Origin of the sequence: Rhodoferax sp. PAMC 29310, assembly GCF_017948265.1 — a bacterium.
In the GTDB taxonomy this organism is placed as follows: Bacteria; Pseudomonadota; Gammaproteobacteria; order Burkholderiales; family Burkholderiaceae_C; genus Rhodoferax.
In genome coordinates, this window is sequence record NZ_CP072852.1 from 967,493 (window position 1) to 985,640 (window position 18,148).

18 protein-coding genes are annotated in these 18,148 nt (G+C 52.8%); 16 read left to right on the top strand and 2 right to left on the bottom strand.

The window, feature by feature from the left end:
• Nucleotides 1–24 precede the first annotated feature (24 nt).
• Nucleotides 25–1,122 (top strand): cell division protein ZapE, encoded by a 1,098-nt coding sequence (gene zapE, locus J8G15_RS04475; RefSeq protein WP_210546351.1) that lies wholly within the window; start codon nucleotides 25–27, stop codon nucleotides 1,120–1,122.
• 105 nt (nucleotides 1,123–1,227) lie between these two features.
• Here the strand turns inward: zapE and J8G15_RS04480 are convergent, their stop codons facing one another.
• Both J8G15_RS04480 and J8G15_RS04485 read right to left on the bottom strand, forming a co-directional pair.
• Nucleotides 1,228–1,995 (bottom strand): PP2C family serine/threonine-protein phosphatase, encoded by a 768-nt coding sequence (locus J8G15_RS04480; protein ID WP_210546352.1) that lies wholly within the window; start codon nucleotides 1,993–1,995, stop codon nucleotides 1,228–1,230.
• Between the two features lie 49 nt (nucleotides 1,996–2,044).
• A complete protein-coding gene (locus J8G15_RS04485) occupies nucleotides 2,045–2,851 on the bottom strand; it encodes an outer membrane protein assembly factor BamD (protein ID WP_210546353.1) in 807 nt (268 codons plus the stop codon).
• 14 nt (nucleotides 2,852–2,865) lie between these two features.
• On the opposite strand from J8G15_RS04485, the gene J8G15_RS04490 reads away from it, so the two are divergent.
• The 15 genes from J8G15_RS04490 to hflK all read left to right on the top strand — a co-directional run bounded on the left by J8G15_RS04490 (nucleotide 2,866) and on the right by hflK (nucleotide 18,148).
• Nucleotides 2,866–3,888, top strand: coding sequence for an RluA family pseudouridine synthase (locus J8G15_RS04490; RefSeq protein WP_370627487.1), 1,023 nt, complete (start codon nucleotides 2,866–2,868; stop codon nucleotides 3,886–3,888).
• Nucleotides 3,889–4,015: 127 nt separating this feature from the next.
• Nucleotides 4,016–4,726, top strand: coding sequence for an SMC-Scp complex subunit ScpB (gene scpB / locus J8G15_RS04495; RefSeq protein WP_210546354.1), 711 nt, complete (start codon nucleotides 4,016–4,018; stop codon nucleotides 4,724–4,726).
• Nucleotides 4,719–5,990, top strand: a complete 1,272-nt coding sequence (locus J8G15_RS04500; protein WP_210546355.1) for a pseudouridine synthase — start codon at nucleotides 4,719–4,721, stop codon at nucleotides 5,988–5,990. The genes scpB and J8G15_RS04500 overlap by 8 nt, the downstream gene beginning before the upstream one ends.
• Before the next feature lie 111 nt (nucleotides 5,991–6,101).
• Nucleotides 6,102–6,527: a nucleoside-diphosphate kinase gene (gene ndk, locus J8G15_RS04505; RefSeq protein WP_210546356.1), complete on the top strand. Its 426-nt coding sequence runs from the start codon at nucleotides 6,102–6,104 to the stop codon at nucleotides 6,525–6,527.
• 6 nt (nucleotides 6,528–6,533) lie between these two features.
• Complete coding sequence (gene rlmN / locus J8G15_RS04510; RefSeq protein ID WP_210546357.1) at nucleotides 6,534–7,682, top strand: 23S rRNA (adenine(2503)-C(2))-methyltransferase RlmN; 1,149 nt, start codon at nucleotides 6,534–6,536, stop codon at nucleotides 7,680–7,682.
• A gap of 3 nt (nucleotides 7,683–7,685) precedes the next feature.
• Entirely contained in the window at nucleotides 7,686–8,522 is an 837-nt protein-coding gene (gene pilW / locus J8G15_RS04515; protein ID WP_210546358.1) for a type IV pilus biogenesis/stability protein PilW, read from the top strand.
• On the top strand, nucleotides 8,515–9,438 hold the full coding sequence (locus J8G15_RS04520; RefSeq protein ID WP_210546359.1) for a RodZ domain-containing protein: 924 nt from the start codon (nucleotides 8,515–8,517) through the stop codon (nucleotides 9,436–9,438). Before pilW ends, J8G15_RS04520 begins: the two co-directional genes overlap by 8 nt.
• Nucleotides 9,438–10,703 (top strand): flavodoxin-dependent (E)-4-hydroxy-3-methylbut-2-enyl-diphosphate synthase, encoded by a 1,266-nt coding sequence (gene ispG, locus J8G15_RS04525; protein ID WP_210546360.1) that lies wholly within the window; start codon nucleotides 9,438–9,440, stop codon nucleotides 10,701–10,703. Before J8G15_RS04520 ends, ispG begins: the two co-directional genes overlap by 1 nt.
• 35 nt (nucleotides 10,704–10,738) lie before the next feature.
• Complete coding sequence (hisS, locus tag J8G15_RS04530) at nucleotides 10,739–12,034, top strand: histidine--tRNA ligase (RefSeq protein ID WP_210547465.1); 1,296 nt, start codon at nucleotides 10,739–10,741, stop codon at nucleotides 12,032–12,034.
• A 12-nt stretch (nucleotides 12,035–12,046) separates the two neighbouring features.
• Nucleotides 12,047–12,709: a tetratricopeptide repeat protein gene (locus J8G15_RS04535; protein ID WP_210546361.1), complete on the top strand. Its 663-nt coding sequence runs from the start codon at nucleotides 12,047–12,049 to the stop codon at nucleotides 12,707–12,709.
• 14 nt (nucleotides 12,710–12,723) lie between these two features.
• Nucleotides 12,724–13,857 (top strand): outer membrane protein assembly factor BamB, encoded by a 1,134-nt coding sequence (bamB, locus tag J8G15_RS04540; protein WP_210546362.1) that lies wholly within the window; start codon nucleotides 12,724–12,726, stop codon nucleotides 13,855–13,857.
• Between the two features lie 20 nt (nucleotides 13,858–13,877).
• Nucleotides 13,878–15,212, top strand: a complete 1,335-nt coding sequence (gene der / locus J8G15_RS04545) for a ribosome biogenesis GTPase Der (protein ID WP_210546363.1) — start codon at nucleotides 13,878–13,880, stop codon at nucleotides 15,210–15,212.
• Between the two features lie 103 nt (nucleotides 15,213–15,315).
• Nucleotides 15,316–15,582: an RNA chaperone Hfq gene (hfq, locus tag J8G15_RS04550; RefSeq protein WP_210546364.1), complete on the top strand. Its 267-nt coding sequence runs from the start codon at nucleotides 15,316–15,318 to the stop codon at nucleotides 15,580–15,582.
• A complete protein-coding gene (gene hflX / locus J8G15_RS04555; RefSeq protein WP_210546365.1) occupies nucleotides 15,560–16,708 on the top strand; it encodes a GTPase HflX in 1,149 nt (382 codons plus the stop codon). The genes hfq and hflX overlap by 23 nt, the downstream gene beginning before the upstream one ends.
• 69 nt (nucleotides 16,709–16,777) lie before the next feature.
• Nucleotides 16,778–18,148 (top strand): FtsH protease activity modulator HflK, encoded by a 1,371-nt coding sequence (gene hflK, locus J8G15_RS04560; RefSeq protein ID WP_210546366.1) that lies wholly within the window; start codon nucleotides 16,778–16,780, stop codon nucleotides 18,146–18,148.

The window sequence follows — 18,148 nt, forward strand, 5'->3', positions numbered from 1 at the left end:
CACCGCCTGCCACGGCCGATCTTCATGACCGTCACCGAGATATACCACGCCGAGTTAAAGTTGAAGGGTTACGTCAGCGACCCTGCCCAGCTGCGAGCGATTGAGGCGTTGGAACGTTGCGCCAATGAGTGGAGCGCGTTCAAAGAGAAGCGTTCAAGTGCATTAAAAAAGCTAATCAATCGGCCCGATATCCCTCGCGGCGTCTATATGTTCGGCGGGGTAGGGCGAGGTAAAAGCTTTTTGATGGACTGCTTCTTCAATGCCGTTCCACTCAAGCGGAAAACGCGGTTGCACTTTCACGAGTTCATGCGAGAGGTGCATCGGGAGCTGACCGTCCTTCAGGGCACAGCGAATCCACTGGACATGCTGGCCAAGCAAATCGCAAAGAAATACCGGCTGATTTGTTTTGACGAGTTTCACGTCGCAGACATTACGGATGCAATGATCCTGCACCGGTTGTTAGCCGCACTGTTTGAAAACGGTGTCGGGTTGGTGACAACCTCAAACTTCAAACCGAATGACCTGTACCCGAACGGCATGCATCGTGACCGCATCATGCCTGCCATTGCTTTGCTCAACAACAATTTGGAAGTCATCAATGTTGACAATGGCACTGATTACCGCTGCCAGACTCTTCAGCAGTTGAATCTGTATCACGTGCCACTTGGTGCCAAGGCTGATGCCGAAATGAGCAAGGCCTTTGATCGTCTAGCGGAGACGCATGACGAGGAGCCGGTGTTGAAAATTGAGTCTCGCCAGATTGTCGCCCGACGAAAAGCGGGAGGCATGGTCTGGTTTGATTTCAAGGTCCTGTGTGGCGGACCCAGGTCACAAAATGACTACTTGGAAATCGCGAGCCAATTTCACACTATTTTTCTAAGTGACGTACCGCAGATGCCCATGCGAATGTCCTCGGAGGCTCGTCGTTTTACTTGGTTGATTGATGTGCTCTACGACCGGCGGGTGAAGCTGATTGTCTCTGCTGAGGTCACCGCTGAATCCCTTTACACAGAGGGTCCGTTGGCACATGAATTTCCGAGAACAGTTTCCAGATTGAATGAAATGCAGTCGGCCGAATTTCTTGCGCTGGAGCGTCGACTGGTTGATACCCGCCTGACCTGAGTCGATCGATCCGAGTGAGCTATACAGCTAAGGCAACGACCCAGAATTCCCGGCCATTGAAGTACCGTTGCAGGGAATGTCTGTCGTCAACGGTTGGCAAAGCCGTTATGGCGCGACTTCCAGTGGCTCGACCTTCACAATTACCAATGACAGATTGTCGCCCGTACCGCGCGCACGCTCCCTTGCCTTTTCGATCAGGAATTCACTGGCCTCTCTGGCGGAAAGGGTCGACAGAATTGACCCTATCTCAGCGGTCGTGAAGTAATGCCAGATGCCGTCGCTGCAAGCCATCAAGGTGTCACCCACTTCAACTTTGGAAATGCAATGAAATTCGACGGGCGGGTCACTTTCAGTGCCAAGGCAACCCATCAGGATATTGGACTGCGGATGGAAATTGGCTTGATCTTCAGTCAACTCACCCCTGGTCATCAAGGCCTGAACATAGGAGTGATCCATCGTTCGCTTGATGAATTTATCGCCACGGAAATGATAAATTCTGGAGTCCCCGGCATGGGCCCAATGACAATCTCCACCGGCGTTGATCAGAAATGCAGCCACTGTGCTGTGGGGCTCCTCTTCAGAGGAAATCGCCGTTAACTTAATCACGGTATGAGCCTCCTGGATGAGCTGCATCAGAGTTTCCTCAGACTCATCGCGTCGCGGGTCGTATCGCTCAAACAGTTGTTTGGCGGTCATCATCACCTGATCCGACGCCTTTCTCCCTCCGCTTCTACCACCCATTCCGTCAGCCAAAATTGCGAGAATGCAGCCGCTCACCCGCGCATGGCTGAGCAGAATCACTTGGTCTTGCTGATAGTCCCGATCGCCTCTATGAATGCCAGTTGAGGCACTTAATTTGTAGCCATTAGTCATGTTTGTGGAGCAAGGGTGGAGGATTGACGCAATGACCGAATTAGGTCAATTACCAAACCTTCCACCAAGGATCTGAGTCCCCTTTGAATCCCCGTGTGAGGAACGCAGAATTTGGATAGTTCGTCACCAACACGCGTTTCGCGTCATCCCGAAGTTGGTTCATCCCTAGCGCATCGTAAGACTGAGTCAAAATGTACAAGGCTTCTTCGACAGCCGGAACACCCTGGTAGTCCGCCAATGCGATTTGTGCACGGTTGATCGCTGCCACGTGCGCGCCACGCAAATAATAGTATTTGGCGACATGGACCTCGTATTGAGCCAAGGAGTTGACGATATGTGTCATACGCTGGCCGGCATCAGGGGTATATCGAGAGTCAGGGAAACGGGTCACCAACTCCTTGAAGGCCGAAAACGACTCTTTTGCAGCTTTCTGATCGCGTTCAGACAAGTCTTGCCGTGTGATCGCCGAGAACATACCCAGATCGTCATTGAAGTTGATAATGCCCTTTAAGTAAAGTGCGTAATCAATTGCAGGGCTGGCAGGATGCAGCTTCAGAAATCGATCCAATGTCGCAAGGGCTTGGGCACTTTCTCCCGCTTTAAAATTGGCATATGCCTTGTCGAGTTGGGCCTGCTGCGCAAGAGGGGTCCCTGCAGCGCGGCCTTCCAACTTTTCAAACAGCAACACGGCTTTGTCGTAGGCTCCTGCGTTTAGCTCGTCTTTCGCCTCAGCATAAATTTTATTGGGGCTCCAACCCGCTGTTTTGTCTTCCACAGTGGAGGCGCAGCCGGCGAATAGCAGGACTGAGCCTGTAAATGCCAAAGTGCATACAACGGATAATTTGGCTCTAAGCATGTAGGACTACTTTCGTGAACAATAGCGACAGAATTATATCGACCGGCCTCGCCCCCGAGAATTCGGACGACACAGCTGAGATGGACGCGGAGTGCGAACTTCGTCAACTGACCATTTCCGAGAAATATCACACCGAACGACTTGATCGGGCGCTGGCTGAACTGGTCCCTGAGTTTTCGCGGAGCTACCTTCAGCAACTCATAGACCTGTCAGGGGTAACTGTCAATGGCGCAGTCATTCGCAAGGCCTCCGCCCGGGTTAAAGCCGGCGATGTGGCCCGCGTTGAATTGCGCCCAACGCCCCAGAGCCAAGCATTCAAACCAGAGGCTATTGCTTTGGCGGTCGTTTATCAAGACGACCATTTGATGGTAATTGACAAACCAGCCGGCTTGGTGGTTCACCCCGCCCCCGGCAACTGGAGTGGAACGCTGCTAAACGGATTGTTGGCACATGACAAAAAGGCCATGGATCTCCCTAGGGCCGGCATTGTTCACCGATTGGACAAGGACACCAGCGGCCTCATGGTCGTCGCCCGAAACCGCGCCACGATGGATCTATTGGTTCAATTAATCGCGGCGAGAGATGTGAGTCGGCAGTATTTGGCGATAGGCCTGCACTTATGGAAAGCTAAATCGTGTTGCGACGTTGACGCGCCAGTGGGCAGGGATCCTCGAAATCGATTGCGTATGGCTGTGGTGGATTTGGAAAAAAATCAAGGCAAACATGCCAAAACTTCTATTGAGTTGTTAGACCAAGGAGAAGGGTGCAGCCTTGTACGTTGCACGCTACACACCGGCAGAACTCATCAGATCCGGGTCCACATGGCCCACGTGGGGCATCCGCTGGTCGCCGACGAGGCCTATGGGGGCATCAAGAAGGCGGGCATGCAGCGTCAGGCACTTCACGCTTTTCGACTAGCGTTTCCCCATCCCGTGACAGGCGCGATGATGAAGTTCGAGTCCGCCCCCCCGCAAGATTTCTGCCATGCCCTGAATTTACTGGGACTTAGCTACAATACGCCACATAGCGAAATATGATGTCTACGCGGCACTCAACGTTATTTGCGCCATAGATTCTTAAATCTCCCACTGCGCCTCACTGTTTGCCCCAATAGTTGTTGATTGCTTTTGTACCGGTCCGGTGCAATTACTGGAACAGAAAACCATGAATTCGACGGATGCAAAACGTATCCTTGAAACTGCTTTGATTTGCTCCCCTCAGGCCCTGCAATTGCGAGAGTTAAGGGCGCTTTTTGACGACAGCGTAAGCATTGACTCTCTAAAACTGCTGATGCTACAGCTGCAGTCTGAGTGGACTGGGCGAGGAGTCGAGTTAGTGAGCGTTGCCAGTGGCTGGCGGTTTCAAAGTAAATCCGATATGAAGGGATACCTTGATCGCCTGTACCCAGAGAAGCCGCCTCGCTACACGCGAGCTACGTTGGAGACTCTTGCAATCATTGCCTATCGTCAACCGGTCACTCGCGGTGACATAGAGGATATTCGAGGCGTTACCGTGAATTCATTGCTGCTTAAGCAGCTCGAAGATCGGGGTTGGGTTGAGACCATCGGCTATCGGGATACGGTTGGTCGGCCGGCGCTTTTTGCGACGACCAAGCAGTTTTTGGATGATCTGGGTTTGACTGCGCTGGATGAATTGCCGCTACTTGAATTTCCTTCACAACAGGCTGAGTTTCTCGAGCGAACTAGCGCTGATACTGGCCTGGGTCAAGTACAAATTGACATTCAAGATGACGCTGATTTGCCCCTGCAGGGGCTGGATGGTCAGGCCGAGAGTAGCGAAGGTGGAGAGGTTGAGTCCCTTCAATCTACCTCAGAGTCAGAAATAATTATTTTGAACGGAAAAAATCATGAGTGAAAACCCCATGGATACAAACGAAGAATTCAACCAGGGGTTGAATACAGAAGAAAGCAAGTTAGATCAGGTAACACAGCCTCCCGTAAACCCATCAATTCCTGAAAACCGGTTTGCGGACGTGATTTCTGGGCAATTTGATGCTGACGAAGACACGGCAGAAGTCGCACCACTCAAGCGAGTGTTGCTGCCTCAAGCCGAGTCACCGAAACTCCACAAAGTGCTGGCGCAAGCTGGCATGGGCTCACGTCTTGAAATGGAGCAATTGATTCTCGAGGGCCGAATCACCGTCAACAATGAGCCAGCCCATGTGGGCCAACGAATTCAATTCGGCGACCATGTCAAGGTCAATGGCAAGCCCATTCGATTTCGTATTGACCCGCCACCTCCACGGGTGATTGCGTATCACAAGCCAGCAGGTGAAGTAGTTACTCACGACGACCCACAAAACAGGCCGACAGTTTTTCGACGCCTGCCCAAGTTGTACCAAGGCAAATGGCAGTCCGTCGGGCGACTGGATTTGAATACGGAGGGGTTGCTGCTTTTTACCAGCTCTGGTGAGTTGGCCAACAATTTGATGCATCCTCGATTTGGTTTGGAGCGTGAATATGCCGTCCGAGTGCTTGGTGCGCTGAACAAGGAAGAGAGGCAGAAATTGCTTGCAGGAGTTCAATTGGATGACGGGTTAGCGCAGTTTGGCTCAATCGAAGATGGAGGTGGTGAGGGCGCCAATTGCTGGTACCGAGTCACCATTTCCGAGGGGAGAAACCGCGAGGTTCGGCGTATGTTTGAGGCAGTCGGGCACGCTGTTAGCCGCTTAATTCGAATTCGATATGGGGCAATGGTTTTGCCAAAAGGCCTGAAGCGCGGGGCGTGGATGGAGTTGGATGACAATGATATTCAAGGATTGGTCAAGGTGGCTGGCGTAATCAAGCCTCAACCAATTGACGGTCAACCGACTCGTGGAGGGCGAGGCGATTCGTCCAGTCGCCGCAGAGGAGTGAGGGGGAGCGGTCCCCGCAGTTCTGGCAGAGGTCTGCGCAGCAATGGCGACGCTGGGTCCGATCAAAAATCACCGGCCGGTTCGGACCGAGGTCGCAGCGGACGCGCTCCTTCGGGTGGACAAAATGCAGGCTCTAGCCAACCAGATCCTATGAAGACGGCATTTGGTTACATTGGTGCTGATAGCTTCACCAAGCAGCGGAGCAACCAACTGCCCGGCCGAGGAAAAGGTGGGCCGCGCCGCGGTGGTCGCGGAGGGGCCTAACCTATATCGGGTGGCGCCAGTTGACTTTTCGAAAAATCGATCTCTCTTGGCGTTAAACTAGTGAGCTTTGCCCAATGGGTAATAATTATTTATTGTTGATCTGGAAAAAATATGACTATCGAACGCACTCTTTCTATCATCAAACCTGATGCAGTTGCCAAAAACGTAATCGGCCAAATTTATGCGCGCTTTGAAGCCGCTGGCCTGAAAGTTATTGCTGCACGCATGGCCCATCTTTCGCGCGGCGAGGCAGAAGCCTTTTACGGCGTTCATAAAGAGCGTCCTTTCTTCAAGGATCTGGTTGAGTTCATGATCTCGGGTCCTGTCATGATTCAGGCGCTCGAAGGTGAAAACGCCATCCTGAAAAACCGCGACTTAATGGGTGCAACAGATCCGAAGAAGGCAGCCCCAGGCACCATTCGCGCCGATTTCGCCGACAGCATTGATGCCAATGCCGTTCATGGCTCTGATGCAGCTGAGACCGCTGCTGCTGAAATCGCCTTCTTCTTTGCTGGCATGAACGTTTACGGCCAATAAAACTTGATGACGGTCAACCTACTCGATTACGACCTTGAAGGTTTGACCCTTTATTGCGAGCGGCTGGGTGAGAAGCGTTTTCGCGCCACTCAGTTGTTTCGCTGGATCCATCAAAGAGGCGCGTCCAAATTTGACGACATGACCGACCTTGCCCGGTCACTGCGAGAGAAGCTGTCGGCTTCGGCGCAAGTCAAGCCACTGGACATCTTGTCGCAGCATATTTCGTCTGATGGCACTATCAAATGGCTTTTTGATGTCGGCAACGGGGATGCCGTAGAAGCTGTCTTCATTCCCGAGAAGGATCGCGGCACCCTTTGTATTTCCTCGCAGGCAGGGTGTGCGGTAGGCTGTCGGTTTTGCTCCACTGGACACCAAGGGTTCAGCAGGAATCTTCGCGCGGGAGAAATTATTTCTCAGCTCTGGTTTGCGGAGCACTTCCTTAGATCCCACCTCAAGCAGTGTGATCGCGTCATCTCAAATGTAGTCATGATGGGCATGGGTGAGCCTCTTCAAAACTACTCAGAACTCGTGCCGGCACTGCGAGTCATGCTCGACGATCACGGGTACGGGTTGTCCAGGCGGCGCGTGACGGTCTCCACCTCCGGTGTGGTTCCAATGATGGACCGTTTGGCGCTGGATTGCCCGGTTGCCCTTGCGGTCTCTTTGCATGCACCCAATGACGAGTTACGTAGCAATTTGGTGCCGTTGAATCGAAAATATCCGATCGAAGAGTTACTGGCGGCATGCAATCGGTACTTGGCACACGCCCCAAGAGACTTCATTACCTTCGAGTACTGCATGCTTGATGGTGTTAACGATCAAGTGGAGCACGCCAACCAACTCGTCAGCTTGATACGTCAACACGCCAGCGGCCGTGTGTGGTGCAAGTTCAACCTGATTCCTTTTAATCCTTTTCCTGCCTCGGGTCTACTTCGTTCGCCAATTGAGCAGGTAAATGTCTTCGCGAAAATATTGTCTGACGCCGGCATTGTTACCACAGTGCGCAAGACAAGAGGAGACGACATTGATGCTGCTTGCGGTCAATTGGCTGGTGATGTGCAAGACCGAACCCGTGTGCAATCCAGAATTGCACGGCAGCGAACCATTATGTTGACACCGATACCGCCCACAGCAAAACCCAATTTGGAGAAGTGACGTATGGCAATCAATCCATCTGGACATTGGAATATCAAACGGCATTTGCTTGTTGTTGGCTTAATTGCCGTAGTCGGTACGTTGATGGGCGGCTGTGCGTCGACAAGTCGCGAGGCTGGTGCCGACCGACCTCGTGATGAAATTGTGACGGCATCTGACGAAACCGATGCAAGAAAGAGAGCCAGAATTCGTTTGGAGTTGGCAATCGGCTATTTTGAGCAAGGGCAGACAAATATTGCACTTGATGAGTTAAAGCAGTCGATAGCGGCCGACCCTACCTACTCGGCGGGGTACAACATGCGGGGCTTGATCTACATGCGACTCAATGACTACCGATTCGCCGAGGAGAGCTTCAAACAGGCGCTAGCGTTGAGTCCTCGAGATGCCAGCGTCATTCACAATTTGGGATGGTTGCTGTGCCAGCAATCTAGGTACCCGGAGTCGTCGGCGATGTTTCTTCAAGCCCTTGCAAACCCTCAGTATGGAGAGCGAGCGAAAACTTATATGGCACACGGTTTGTGCCAAGTTCGGGCAAATGACTTAACGGCGGCGGAGGCTAGCCTTAAAAAATCTTATGAGTTGGATGCGGGGAACCCCATCACTGCCTTCAACATGGCCACCTTGCTTTACAAGCGCGGAGACTTTGTACAGTCACAGTTCTACATTCGTCGTCTAAACAATAGCCAATTGGCCAACGCGGAGTCTCTGTGGCTTGGCGTCAAGGTTGAACGCCAGTTGAACAACACAGAAGCGCTAAATCAACTCGCAGGGCAGCTTGAGAAGCGCTTTTCGGCTTCACCCGAGACTATTTTGTATCACCGTGGGGCATTCAATGAGTGAAGTTGATTCGTCTTCGTCTAGCCCCGAGATTCAAGTAACCGACGCGTGTGAGACCGGGGGCGCATTGTTACGGCAAGCAAGGGAGACTGCAGGATACAGTGTGCCCGCGCTTGCGTCGATGCTGAAAGTATCAACAGCCAAGCTGGAGGCCCTGGAAGCAAATCGATGGGATTTGTTGCCCGACATCGTCTTTGCGCGTGCTTTGGCGTCAAGCGTTTGCCGAGCCCTTCAAATTGATGCGAGACCTGTACTAGCGCGCTTTCCAAGCTTGGCAACACCGAGCATGAAAACGGATGAATCTGGTATCAACACCCCATTTCGCGTGCCTGGCGAAGGAAGGGGACTCGCATTCATGAGTCACCTCCGTCAGCCAGGAACTTTGGCCGTTTTAGCCCTTGTTTTTTCGGCTGTTGCGCTGCTCTTCGCGCCAGGCGACTTCCTCAGTTCGAGCCTTGATACATTCAGGGTTGCCCCCGCTGATCCCACAGATGAGACAACGGAAACGATGCCGGCGACAACCGACACCGTTGTGTCAACCATTGCTGATGGATCTACCGATGTGCTTGTTCCAGTCTCAGGTTCGGAGGTGGCAGTAGCAAACAGTTCTCCTTTGACAGCTGCGCCCAGCAGGGTTTCAGCAAGTCCACTGCCACTCACTGTCGGTGGCAATGGGGCGGTGGCCGGCACCGTAGTATTGAAAGCGACTGCCACTTCGTGGGTTGAGGTTGTCGATGCCAACGGCGTCGTCAAGGTACGAAAATCCATGGTTGAAGGTGAGGTGCTCGGGGCATCTGGTGATAGTCCACTGTCCGTTGTGATCGGTCGGGCTGACGTAGTAGCTGTTGAGGTCAGGGGCAAGAGCTTTGATCTCGCACAGCTGACCAATAACAATATTGCTCGTTTTGAGGTGAAATAGTGGACCATCACGCCCCCATCGCCATTGCAGCACCAAAACGCCGAACCTCTTTGCAAGCTCAAGTAAGTTGGGGCCAGAGAGTAGTCACGATTGGTGGCGATGCACCGGTTCGCATCCAATCGATGACGAATACAGACACGGTAGATGTAATTGGAACTGCGATTCAGGTTAAGGAGCTCTCACTGGCTGGCTCCGAAATGGTTCGCCTGACTGTCAACACCCCGGAAGCGGCGCAGGCTGTGCCGCACATAAGAGATCAGCTGGATCGCATGGGAATTGATACCCCACTGGTCGGCGACTTTCATTACAACGGGCATCGGCTGTTGAGTGAGTTTCCTGCTTGCGCCGAGGCGTTGTCGAAGTATCGAATTAATCCCGGTAACGTCGGCAAAGGCGATAAACGCGACAAACAATTTGGTCAAATGATTGAAGCCGCCATTCGGTGGAAGAAACCTGTCCGCATTGGTGTCAATTGGGGCAGCTTGGACCAAGACCTGTTGGCAGACCTGATGGACCAAAACAGTCGGCGGGCCACGCCATGGGAAGCAAAGCCCGTCATGTACGAGGCATTGATCACCTCTGCTCTGGATTCAGCCCGTCGCGCTGTTGACATGGGCATGCAACCCAACCAGATCATTCTTTCCTGCAAGGTTAGTGGTGTTCAAGATTTGATTGCCGTGTATCGAGAGCTGAATGCACGTTGCGACTATCCCTTGCACCTAGGTCTCACTGAAGCAGGTATGGGAACCAAAGGAGCGGTTGCTTCTACGGCGGCACTTTCGGTGCTGTTGCAGGAAGGTATCGGGGACACAATTCGCGTATCTCTGACCCCCCAACCCGGTGAGTCTCGTACCCAAGAGGTTGTGATCGCCTGTGAAATTTTGCAGGCACTTGAGCTTAGGTCATTTGTCCCCAGTGTCACTGCGTGTCCCGGGTGCGGTAGAACCACAAGCACGACTTTTCAAGAGTTGACCAAACAAATTGAAGATTTTCTGAGAAGCCAGATGCCTGTTTGGCGTGAAAAGTACCCTGGGGTGGAGAAGCTGAAAGTAGCCGTTATGGGCTGTATCGTCAATGGCCCAGGGGAGAGCAAGCATGCCGATATCGGAATCAGCCTTCCCGGTACTGGCGAGGCGCCAGCAGCACCCGTATTCATTGACGGTGAAAAAGCGCTGACATTACGCGGCGAAAATATCGCGCAAGAGTTTCAGCAAATTGTTGAAACGTACATCCAAAAACGATTTAGTAAGGACTCGGTCATTTGACCGTTTTGACACAGCTCATGAGTGAAAAGAGTTCGATGCCAAGGTTTGAAAAATTGACCGGCGTCAAGGGCATGAACGACATCATGCCGCCCCAATCAGCGGCGGTCGAGTGGCTGGAAGGCAGGATTCGCACGGTGATGGCCCGCTATGCCTATAAGAACATCCGAACTCCCATCGTTGAGAGAACCCCGTTGTTTGTCCGTGGACTGGGACAGGTTACTGACGTGGTGGAGAAGGAGATGTACTCCTTTGAAGATCGGTTGAACGGAGACCCGCTGACGCTTCGGCCAGAGGGAACTGCAGGTGTTGTTCGATCTGTTATCGAGCACTCGATGCTGTATGACGGTGGCAAACGCTTCTATTACATCGGGCCGATGTTTCGTCACGAACGACCTCAGCGTGGTCGCTATCGTCAATTTGATCAAATTGGTGCAGAGGCGTTGGGATTTTCGGGTGCTGAAATCGACGCAGAGTTGATTTTGTTGGCTGTGGCCCTCTGGAGTGACTTGGGTCTGACTGATGTACGACTGGAACTAAACAGCCTGGGACAGCCCGAAGAGCGTCATGAGCATCGAAAAGCGCTCATTGCTTACTTCGAATCCCATCATGATGAGTTGGATGAAGACTCGCGTCGCCGGCTTCATACCAACCCGCTTCGGATTCTGGACACAAAAAACCCGGCGCTGCAAAAAATTGTTGATGGCGCGCCGCGACCTATCGACTACTTGGGCGAGCAGTCACTCGCACATTTTTCGGACCTGAAGCGCATCCTAGATGAAAACCAGGTGTCCTACACCGTGAATCCCCGCTTGGTTCGGGGACTGGACTACTACAACCTGACCGTTTTTGAATTCACGACCGACCGCCTGGGTTCCCAGGGGACAGTGTGCGCGGGCGGTCGTTATGACTATCTGATCGAGAATTTGGGTGGAAAATCTGCCCCCGCCGTCGGTTGGGCACTTGGCGTGGATCGCATACTGGAGTTGCTAAAGGAACAAGGGCTCGGAGAAATCGATACGGCATTGGATGCCTACGCGATTGTCGCCAACCTGTCTGGATTGCCACGTGCGTTGAGGGTGTTGCAAAAATTACGAAGTGAGGGCGTCAGCATACAAATGCAAGCAAGTTCCGACTCGGCAATGGCCAGCTTAAAGTCGCAGTTCAAACGAGCAGACTCAAGTGGCGCCCATTTTGCATTGGTATTTGGCGATGAGGAAGTTAAAACCAACTCAGTGACGATCAAGTCGCTGCGAGATGGCACTGGGCTTCAAGTAAGCCAATCCCTCGATTCCATTTCCGACTGGGCGCCGACCCTACAATTGCGTGCTTAACTGAGAACAAATATGGCGACACCTTTAGACCTCGAAGAACAAGAACAATTAGATCAACTGAAGCACTTTTGGAAGCAGTATGGCAATGCCATCACTTGGACATTGATCGCTGTATTGTCTGGATTTGCAAGCTGGAATTTCTACCAATATTGGCAGCGAGGAAAGTCAGCACAGGCCTCCGCCCTGTTTGAAGAAGTCGACAAAAGCATCAAGTTAGGTGACATGACCAAGGTTGAGCGCTCAGTGTCAGACCTTCAAAAAGGATATGAATCCACAGTTTATGCCCAGCAAGCGGGCCTGCTTGTGTCGAAATACTATTACGAAGCTGGCAAAGTCGATGCGGCCAAGGCAGCCTTGGCTTGGGTTGTTGAAAAGCCAACGGACAGCGGTTATCAAAGTATTGCCAAATTGCGGTTGTCCGGCATGCTGGCAGAGGAGGGGGCTTACGCTGAAGCTATCAAACTGCTCGACTCGGCACTCCCACCTGAATTTATTGGCTTAGCCCAAGACCGAAAAGGCGATATCTTGGTATTGCAGGGTTTAAAGCCTGAAGCTATCGTGGCCTACACTGAAGCTTATAAGTTGACTGACGAACGCACCGAGTACCGAAGACTGGTGGAGGTCAAACTCAACTCCCTCGGTGTCAACCCCGCCAATGGCGCATTGATAAAGTAAGGATTGCTCACTTCATGAACGTGTATTTCACCGCTGCATTTCGCACAGTATTTCTTTCGGCGATCTTAGGTTTGGTTGTGGGTTGCGCCGGAACACCCGATCGCCCTAAACCGGCAGAATTGCCACCCAGCGCTGGCTTGCTCGGTGTTCGCTTGGCCTGGACCGTTAAATCAGACGCGGTAGAGTACCCATTGGCACTCAAGGTCAATGGCGATGCCGTTTTGTTTGCCAGTTCCAATGGGGCACTAAAGTCGCTTAGTGCTCTAACAGGGGAAACATTGTGGAGTGCGAACGTAGGAGCCAACCTCTCTGCAGGCATTGGGAGCGATGGTCGTATGACCGCAGTTGTCACGGTTGAGAATGAGTTGGTAGTTCTCAACGAGAGTCGGGTACTGTGGCGTCAAGCGCTGTTGGCGCAAGGTTTTACGGCACCTCTTGTTGCAGGCGGCCGTGTGTTTCTTTTGGCCGCTGATCGCTCGGTGGTCGCATTTGATGCTCAGTCCGGCCGGAAACTGTGGACTCAGCAACGGACTGGAGACTCTTTGGTCTTGCGACAGTCCGGAGTATTGTTAGCAGTCGGTAACACGTTGATTGCCGGAATATCAGGGAAGTTGGTGGGCCTGAATCCATCCAATGGCAGTGTCCTGTGGGAGGCATCCCTTTCGTCTCCGCGGGGGACCAATGAAATTGAGCGGCTAGTCGACTTGATCGGCCGAGTTAGTCGGGTTGGTGAGGTTGTCTGTGCTCGATCATTTCAATCGAACGTTGGCTGTGTTGACGCTGGGCGCGGCCGAGTCCTTTGGACCATGGCCGCCTCTGGATCGACCGGGATAGACGGTGATGACCTGCGCATTTACGGAGCCGAAGGCAATGGCGAAATAATGGCTTGGTCACGCGCTGACGGAGAACGGGTTTGGATCAGTGACCGTCTGAAGTATCGTCGCCTGTCTTCCCCACTAGTGCTCGGACGTTCAATTGTTGTTGGTGACGAGACCGGTACGGTGCACTGGTTATCGCGAGAAGATGGCACTCCACTCGGCCGCATTTCAACAGATGGATCCCAGATAGCGGTGGCCCCAATATTGGCTTCCGGCACACTGGTTATAGTAACCCGCAATGGCGGAGTTTTTGGCTTTAAGCCTGAATAGTTTTTGGCCCTGTATTCATTATGAAACCTGTTTTGGCCCTTGTAGGTCGCCCCAATGTTGGCAAGTCCACCCTTTTTAATCGTTTGACCAAGTCGAGGGATGCGATTGTTGCGGACTTCGCGGGACTGACACGGGATCGTCACTACGGAAATGCAAAACTTGGCAAGCGTGAGTTCATCGCCATCGATACAGGTGGATTTGAGCCGGACGCTGCTAGTGGAATTTTCAAGGAGATGGCCAAGCAAACGACACAAGCCGTTGCCGAAGCTGACGTGGTCATTTTTGTTGTTGATGCGAGAAGCGGGCTTTCCGCACAAGACCACGAAATTGCGAAATACCTTCGAAAGCTAGGCAAGCCGTGCATCTTGGCTGCCAATAAGTCAGAGGGCCTAGTCGCAAGCGGCCAACTGGTTGAGTTCTATGAACTGGGTTTGGGTGATGTTCACCCAATTTCTGCCGCCCATGGGCAAGGCATACTCACCCTGCTTGAGCTCGCTCTGGATTCGCTAGATTTGCCGGAAGACATTGAACTTGAGGACTCAACGGAGCCTGGGGTTATCAAGCTGGCTGTGGCCGGACGCCCGAACGTCGGCAAATCGACCCTGATCAACACCTGGCTTGGCGAAGAGCGCTTGGTGGCATTTGATTTGCCTGGCACGACCAGAGATGCGATCTCTGTGCCGTTCGAGCGCAACGGTCAGAAATTTGAGTTGATCGATACCGCTGGCTTGCGCCGCAAGGGGAAGGTTTTCGAGGCTATTGAGAAATTTTCTGTTGTTAAGACATTACAGGCGATTGAGTCTAGTAACGTTGTTTTACTACTCATTGACGCCACTCAAGGCGTCACTGATCAAGACGCCCACATTGCGGGATACATTCTTGAAAATGGGCGAGCCGTTGTGTTGGCGGTCAATAAGTGGGACGCTGTGGATGAGTATCAGCGCGAGTTGGTTAAGCGCTCTATCGAAACGCGTTTGCCATTTCTTAAATTTGCAACCATGCATTTGATTTCGGCGCAGAAAAGGCAGGGCCTGGGGCCATTGTGGGCGTCGATTGCCCAAGCGCACAAAGCAGCCAACTGCAAGATGTCTACGCCCGTCCTCACTAGGCTGCTGCTTGAGGCTGTTCAATTTCAAAGTCCGAAGCGTGCGGGAATGTTTCGCCCCAAACTGCGGTACGCGCATCAAGGTGGAATGAATCCGCCAGTCATCATCATTCATGGCAATTCTCTCGAGCATGTCACTGACGGCTATAAGAGGTTTCTGGAAGGACGCTTCCGAAAGGAGTTTGACCTAGTGGGGACGCCGATGCGTATTGAGATGAAAACCTCAAACAACCCGTATTCTGAAAAGTAAAGCTTTGTGCGAAGTCCGACTGACAGCTGGCTGAATATTAGCTTTGCAAGCATCCGTCCAGAAACCACAGTTTGCTGTGTTATCGTAGGCTCTTATTAATTTTTTGAACACGGAGAATATCGTGAGCAACAAAGGTCAATTGCTTCAAGACCCATTCCTCAACGCATTGCGTCGTGAACATGTACCGGTCTCTATCTATTTGGTCAACGGCATCAAGCTTCAAGGTCAGATTGAGTCTTTTGACCAGTACGTGGTATTGCTTCGCAACACGGTGACCCAAATGGTTTACAAGCATGCAATATCCACCATCGTGCCAGGACGCGCGGTAACTTTTGCAACCGGCGAGGGTGACGAACCTGCCGCCCCGTGATCACAAGGCCGCCCCCACTATATTGGTTGGGGTTGATTTAGGGCTACCCAACTTTGATGGTGGGCTGGAAGAGCTGGGTTTGCTTGCGCAAACGGCAGGCTTGAACCCAGTTGCTCGGATTACCTGCAAACGCAAGGCGCCAGACTCGGCTTTATTTGTCGGATCAGGAAAGGCCGACGAAATCAAGTTGCTGGCGACCCAGCTGGGCGCAATCGAGGTGCTGTTTGACCAAAGCTTGAGCCCGGCTCAACAACGCAACCTGGAGCGCCATTTGGAGCTTCCAGTTAATGACAGAACGCTCTTGATTCTGGAGATTTTCAGTCAACGAGCGCGCAGTCACGAAGGCAAGCTCCAGGTAGAGTTGGCCAAACTTCAATACCTGAGGACACGTTTGGTCCGTCGATGGTCTCACTTGGAGCGTCAGAGTGGCGGAATCGGCATGCGGGGCGGCCCAGGTGAGACTCAGATTGAACTGGATCGACGGATGATTGGCGACAACATCAAGAAGATCAAAGAGCGACTAGTGAAGGTAAAGAAGCAGCGACAAACACAGCGACGCCAACGGGAGCGCCGCGACGCGTTCAACATCTCATTGGTCGGATATACCAATGCAGGGAAGTCCACGCTCTTCAACGCGCTGGTAAAGGCACGGGCCTATGCCGCTGATCAACTGTTTGCGACCCTGGACACTACCACCCGGCAACTCTATCTTGGGGAGGCAGGTCGGTCGGTCTCACTTTCTGACACAGTTGGATTTATTCGAGATTTGCCACACGGTTTGATTGACGCTTTTCAAGCTACCTTGCAAGAAGCGGTGGATGCCGATTTGCTGATTCATGTGGTAGACGCCTCCAGTCCAAATTTTACCGAGCAGATTGCGGAGGTGCAACGTGTGCTCGGTGAAATTGGCGCCGCGGACATCCCCCAGATTTTGGTGTTCAACAAACTCGATGCACTTGAAATTGAGCAGCACCCCCTGCAACTAGTGGACCACTATGACTTGGCTGGTGTGCAAACTCCCCGGGTGTTTTTGAGTGCCATGAGTGGTGAGGGCGTGCCCTTGCTGCGACAGTTACTGGCGAATGCAGTTGGAGTAGAAGTAGCCGCTGTCAATGAGACCCCGTAAATCCCTGAGAGCCATGAGGCTGCCGGGTGTTTGGGCACAATCCCTCAACGATTAACAAGAGAAGAAGAAATGAAACTTCATTTACCTACTTTTCGCAGGGCATTTTTGCCCGGGCGGATCAGAGGCATGTTCAACCTGAACGATCCAAGATGGGGCCGTGATGATGAGACTCCATCGTCTGACAACTCAAAGCCCCCTGCTCGGCCAGATCCTACCGAGGCGCCACCAAACCCGCATGGCAATGAAGAGCGTGACAACAAGCGGGGTGCCCCTCAGGGTCCTCCGGACTTGGATGAGCTGTGGCGGGACTTCAATCGCAAATTGGGTGGGTTATTTGGCGGCTCCGGACGCGGTGGTTCGGGCGGAAACAGTTCAGGTGGCGGGTTTCAGCCTGATATGAAAAATGCGGGCGTTGGTGCAGGACTCATTGCGGGCGTGGTCGCCTTAATCTGGTTGGGCACGGGCTTTTTTATCGTGCAGGAGGGTCAGCAGGCCGTCATCACCCAGTTTGGCAAATACCACTCGTCCGTCGGGGCCGGTTTTAATTGGCGCTTACCGTACCCGATTCAGCGTCATGAATTAATTTTCGTGACTCAGATTCGCTCTGTTGATGTGGGCCGCGATACGATTATCAAAGCCACAGGCCTGCGAGAGTCGGCCATGCTGACTGCAGACGAGAATATTGTCGAAATCAAATTTGCGGTTCAATACCGGCTAAATGACGCTCGGGCGTTCCTGTTTGAAAGCAAGGACCCCACATCAGCCGTCGTACAGGCGGCTGAGACAGCAGTGCGCGAGGTCGTTGGAAAAATGAAAATGGACAGCGCCTTGTCGGAAGAGCGGGACCAGATTGCCCCCCGTGTTCGTGATTTGATGCAAACAATTCTGGATCGTTACAAGGTTGGCATTGAAGTTGTTGGTATTAATTTGCAGCAGGGTGGCGTGCGCCCACCAGAGCAGGTTCAGGCAGCATTCGATGATGTCTTGAAAGCCGGGCAAGAGCGTGAGCGAGCCAAGAATGAAGCGCAAGCTTATGCGAACGATGTGGTTCCCCGTGCCATTGGTTCCGCGTCGCGACTCAAAGCAGAGTCAGATGCCTACAAGGAGCGGGTTGTGGCTCAGGCCAAGGGTGACGCTGAGCGTTTCAGCTCGATATTGACCGAGTACCAAAAGGCGCCGCAAGTGACGCGAGATCGCTTGTACGTAGACGCGATGCAGCAGGTCTATAGCAACGTGACCAAGGTCATGGTGGACTCCAAACAAGGCTCGAATTTGTTGTATCTCCCACTAGACAAGATCATGCAAATGAATGGACCAAGCAATGAGGCGGCCGCGTCGGCCAATTCTTCTGCTGCTGGTTCGGTCGCGCCGACAGCGCCAGTGGTCGATACCCGCAGCCGTGACGCTGCCGCCCGGTCACGTGACCGCGATACCCGCTAG

Coding starts and splice junctions, on each gene's coding strand:
- J8G15_RS04500 (WP_210546355.1), top strand. CDS start 4,719: ATGAGTGAAAACCCCATGGATACAAACGAAGAATTCAACCAGGGGTTG.
- bamB (WP_210546362.1), top strand. CDS start 12,724: ATGAACGTGTATTTCACCGCTGCATTTCGCACAGTATTTCTTTCGGCG.
- J8G15_RS04480 (WP_210546352.1), bottom strand. CDS start 1,995: ATGACTAATGGCTACAAATTAAGTGCCTCAACTGGCATTCATAGAGGC.
- J8G15_RS04535 (WP_210546361.1), top strand. CDS start 12,047: ATGGCGACACCTTTAGACCTCGAAGAACAAGAACAATTAGATCAACTG.
- hflK (WP_210546366.1), top strand. CDS start 16,778: ATGAAACTTCATTTACCTACTTTTCGCAGGGCATTTTTGCCCGGGCGG.
- der (WP_210546363.1), top strand. CDS start 13,878: ATGAAACCTGTTTTGGCCCTTGTAGGTCGCCCCAATGTTGGCAAGTCC.
- J8G15_RS04520 (WP_210546359.1), top strand. CDS start 8,515: ATGAGTGAAGTTGATTCGTCTTCGTCTAGCCCCGAGATTCAAGTAACC.
- hisS (WP_210547465.1), top strand. CDS start 10,739: ATGCCAAGGTTTGAAAAATTGACCGGCGTCAAGGGCATGAACGACATC.
- rlmN (WP_210546357.1), top strand. CDS start 6,534: ATGACGGTCAACCTACTCGATTACGACCTTGAAGGTTTGACCCTTTAT.
- J8G15_RS04485 (WP_210546353.1), bottom strand. CDS start 2,851: ATGCTTAGAGCCAAATTATCCGTTGTATGCACTTTGGCATTTACAGGC.
- pilW (WP_210546358.1), top strand. CDS start 7,686: ATGGCAATCAATCCATCTGGACATTGGAATATCAAACGGCATTTGCTT.
- ndk (WP_210546356.1), top strand. CDS start 6,102: ATGACTATCGAACGCACTCTTTCTATCATCAAACCTGATGCAGTTGCC.
- scpB (WP_210546354.1), top strand. CDS start 4,016: ATGAATTCGACGGATGCAAAACGTATCCTTGAAACTGCTTTGATTTGC.
- zapE (WP_210546351.1), top strand. CDS start 25: ATGACCGTCACCGAGATATACCACGCCGAGTTAAAGTTGAAGGGTTAC.